General features: G+C 46.5%; 5 protein-coding genes. 1 reads left to right on the top strand and 4 read right to left on the bottom strand.

Translation table 11 applies throughout. The features are described from left to right. From VN105_RS16625 to VN105_RS16640, 4 genes are all read right to left on the bottom strand, one after another. Window positions 1–413, bottom strand: a 413-nt coding sequence (locus VN105_RS16625) for a hypothetical protein (protein ID WP_325642652.1), incomplete at its 3' end; no start/stop codon positions are given. 39 nt (window positions 414–452) lie between these two features. Further along, entirely contained in the window at window positions 453–1,514 is a 1,062-nt protein-coding gene (locus VN105_RS16630) for a tellurite resistance/C4-dicarboxylate transporter family protein (RefSeq protein WP_325642653.1), read from the bottom strand. A gap of 131 nt (window positions 1,515–1,645) precedes the next feature. Beyond that, window positions 1,646–3,217 (bottom strand): hypothetical protein, encoded by a 1,572-nt coding sequence (locus VN105_RS16635; protein ID WP_325642654.1) that lies wholly within the window; start codon window positions 3,215–3,217, stop codon window positions 1,646–1,648. Further along, a complete protein-coding gene (locus tag VN105_RS16640) occupies window positions 3,214–3,396 on the bottom strand; it encodes a hypothetical protein (protein ID WP_325642655.1) in 183 nt (60 codons plus the stop codon). The genes VN105_RS16635 and VN105_RS16640 overlap by 4 nt, the downstream gene beginning before the upstream one ends. 183 nt (window positions 3,397–3,579) lie before the next feature. On the opposite strand from VN105_RS16640, the gene VN105_RS16645 reads away from it, so the two are divergent. Next, the coding region (locus tag VN105_RS16645) for a hypothetical protein (RefSeq protein WP_325642656.1) at window positions 3,580–4,050 on the top strand (471 nt) is incomplete at its 3' end.

Below are 4,050 nucleotides of genomic sequence, written 5' to 3' on the forward strand. Positions count from 1 at the left end.
GTAAAATTGATCCAGCCCAGCGTTAGCGGGATGGTAATAGCAAAAGCCGCCAGGCAGCCGGAAGCCAGCATAAAATGGGCAATCCATCTTTTCTTTCCTCTCGGGTAAATAAAGCGCTGGAACAGGAGGTTCTTCACTGAATCTTCCAGCAATAACCAGATATGAACAAAAAAGCTGCCTTTGAATATAAACTGCCAGGTGCGTGTGAAATACATCCAGGTGGGTGGCCGCTGCAACCATACACAATAACGGTAGATGCCGCCAAACAAGGCAAACAGGGTTCCGAATAAATAAGCAATCAGGGCCGGGTCAAAATTCTGCAGTTTCCTGGACCCGTAAAAAGAGATCACCACGCAGCCGAGGGTAACTACTATGGCAATCAGTAAGGCTTTTTTATTGAGAGAAGCATGCATTGACACCTATTTATGGTTATCTGAAACACAATAGCGATGTTATTTTTTTTCTTTTCGTGATGAAAAGAAATCAATGAACAATCCAATAAAAACAATCACCCATGTACCTAAAGCTAAAATAACAAATAAAGCCGAAACAGGTTTAAGAAATGTGAAACCGGTAACGCTGGCATACGTGAACGTACATACGCCGTACATGCCTAACGGGAATACCATGGACCAGTACTGCGGATCATACTTCAGCGGTACCCTGGCAATAAAATGGCGGTAGGCAAACATCAGGAATAACAATGGCAGCCACCAGCTGGCAAAAGCCCAGAAAAACATCGTGAACGCCTGTACGAAATCAGACCAGGGGCTCAGCGCTTCATGTTTATGTGCATACATGACCAGCCGGGATCCGGCCAGTGTAATAATGGCCACCGCCCCCATATTGATCCAGTAAGGCGGTGTGAGCGTTTCCGCCTTCATGCTGAAAAACAGCCAGCGGTAAAGGATCAGCCCTATCAATACAAAATAGAACATCCCGCCGATCATGTAAGTACACAGCGAAATAAAAGCGATCAGCCAGTGAAAAGCGCTGCTGTTGGCAATGATGGCGCCCAGTACGGCCACAGATTCCGTAGCCACCACAATGAGCAGCCAGGCGCCGTTGATACTTTGTTCCAACGTGGGCTTGGGTTCCTTTAAAATATTCACCAGGAAGAAAGTATATAACAACAATGCCCAAAGGATAAACCCCGTGATCCATATCACCAGCGCAATGTCCATCCGGCCGGTGATGATAGCCACCTGGCTGCCCAGTACATTGTTGCCTGCCACCAGCGTAAGAAAAGTAACGCCCCGGGCGGAATGATGCAGGTCGTTCCAGACAATTACCGGGTACCTGATAATCCGCAGCACCAGGATGATCCATAACAGCGCATAGAACAATATATTGAGCCAGAGAAACATGCCGGCCGGCCACGCATATCCCCAAAGGAATAAGCCGATAGATACAATTCCGGTAGCCATTACAAGGGCAAAATAACCAGGGAAGAAAGTTTCCAGCGATGTGGCGTTAACAGGCTGACCAGGATGTGCGAGGGTTGCTTGAGGCATGATCAGGGTTTTGATGAATAAGTAGTTCCCGTAAAAATAAGCTAAACAAGTGAATTTTGTCTTATCAGGGATTAAGTTCCCTGATAAGACAAAATCCGCGCGCAAATACCAGGGTATTTCACGGGTCATCATTAAGAATAATAAGCCAGCATATAACTGTTCCAGGGAACCGGGTAGCGGATCTCTCCATGCTTTGCCCAATGTTCAAATACAGGCGCCAGTATATTTTCCTTTAAGTGCTTATTGATCCTTTCTGATTCCGAAATGGCCCTGGCTTTCTCCAGCAACTCCGTTCCCCTGCTGCGGTGCCCGTTATTGAAGGAGTGTACTGCAAATGCCAGCAGTATATGATACCTTGAATTAAATATCATGTACTCCGGGATGATGCCCAGTTCCCCTTCCCCATTTTCGAGCACATATAAAAGCTGACCGGGATCCCTTGTGAAGAATTTGCCGGGAAATTCTTCCTGTAAAAAATCAAAATAGGTATTGCCAAGAAATTCCAGTGCAGCAGTAAGCTGATCAATGCTTCCGGCCAGTTCTTTCTCTGTCTTTTTTATATCGTATTTCCAGCCGCCCCACTGGCTGATGCTTTTCTTGTTCTTCTTCATCCAGTCATCGGGGAGAAAGGCAACGATATCCCGGTAAAAGTGGAAGTGGCGGGGCATGGTATCTGCTTCCATGTGTTGCCATTTCAGCAGCAATGCATGTTGCAATGCCTGTTTGCAGAACAAGGTCTTTTTGTCCACATCCAGATCGAGCATAATAAACCGGCGATCCTGTGCAGTGTTGTCTTTATACCAAAGCCACCGTTGTTCCTGCTGAGGTGCATAGATCCAGTTATTTGCCTCCAGGAAGGCATTTACCTGCCGGAACACCAGGTCTGTTTTCTTTTCCGGATGCGCTGTTGCTTTAATTTCTTTCTGATAAGAAGTGGTAAGCACTGCTACCGTTTTTTTCAGATCAAGCAGGAAGCGGATCCTGTAAGCCTCTTCTGTACTTTGTGTGGTTTCCAGTGTGGCTTTCAGACCGGGCAGTTCCAGGTAGTTGTCGTTATCGCTATCGTTGCTTTTGCGCCTGTTACCCACCTGGTTCCTTTGGACAATTGCGCGGATACTGCTCAATACTTCATGTTGTGCCAGGCCGCTGAATGTTGGGGGTATACCGTCTTCAGCGGAGAAGTCGGCGAACAGTATGGCATTCACCAGCAATGCATACCATTGCTCCAGCAGCAAAAACTGTTGTTGCTTCTCCGCCTCCTTTAATACCAGGTGAATCAGATCCGGGACAGCTAATTTTCCAGGAGGCTCCTGGTCTTCTCCCGGCAATGCTCCCTGCTCGCAAAGGCGCTGCCAGAGCGCTCCGCCGGCATCGAAGTACAGCCAGGTCTTTTCATTTTCTGCCACTGCATAGCCTAATGGCGTGTTGTTTTCATCATTGGTTTTCACCCATCCGCCGGTTTCCTTATCAAAAACGGTTGATGCAGCTATATCAGGATATGCCGCCAGGTTTATTTTATAAACGAACCTATACCTGAGTAAAACATCCATTACCCTGAAATGGGTGTAGCCGGTATCGAAATACCAGGATTGCAGGTTAAATAAATTACCCAGGATACTTCTTTTCTGCCCGGCGGGCAGATCAGCGGTGTCGGTCAGATGTACGGTTTCCTCTACGAGGTCTTCGATCAGGTGCATGCTCATAATACAGGTTCCTTTGCAAGCGTATCTTTCATATAGAGTGAATCAGCAGGTACTGCAAACGTATCTTTCTGATACCCCTCCGGATCCGGCACCAGTTCACGCCTTTCGTTATAGTTTTGGCTTTTGTTAAAGCAACCGGGAAAGATGGTTAACAATATGGCTAACAGTAACATTCTCATACTGCAATATAAGAAAATTTACTACGGCATATTATCATCAGGTAACCTGCACCCGGGTTACTTTCCCGCTGCATGAAGGTTATCAGTAAGCATCACCGCCCGGGCATTTTTTCCGCCGGATATAAAGTTTAATGTAGATTTAGGATTCTGGCTGCTCAGGTGAAATTTAACTTTAATTGCTATATGGACAAGAAAATACTATCAATATTAAAAAAGATATATTCCCACGAAAATGGGTTTTATAACCCCACGCTGGACAGGCATGAGCATAAAATCCCGGCGACTGTAACCCAGGCTGACCTTGAAACGCTGCGCCATTCAGGATTCGCACCCAACCAGTTTGAAACTTTTGACCACGATCATGCTTTGGAGCGGCTGCAGACATTACAACAGCATAAAAAGCTAACACTGCATTTCGCTGCGGCATTGTTCCTGAAAGGATTAACAGGAGAAATGCCCAGGGCAAGGCAAACACTGATGAGCTACCTGTATATAAAGCACCTGTTCAAACATCCCTTCTCCGGTAAAAATACCTGTGAAATATGCGGCCTCCCGGCAAGGGAAACCACCGATAAAACCCACCAGCTATACACTTACTACATCGGGCATTCCTGGAATGAAATGCCCCTGCATTTCCTGGTTGAACTGGAAGAG

Source organism: Chitinophaga sp. (assembly GCF_035564935.1).
Lineage (GTDB): Bacteria > Bacteroidota > Bacteroidia > Chitinophagales > Chitinophagaceae > Chitinophaga.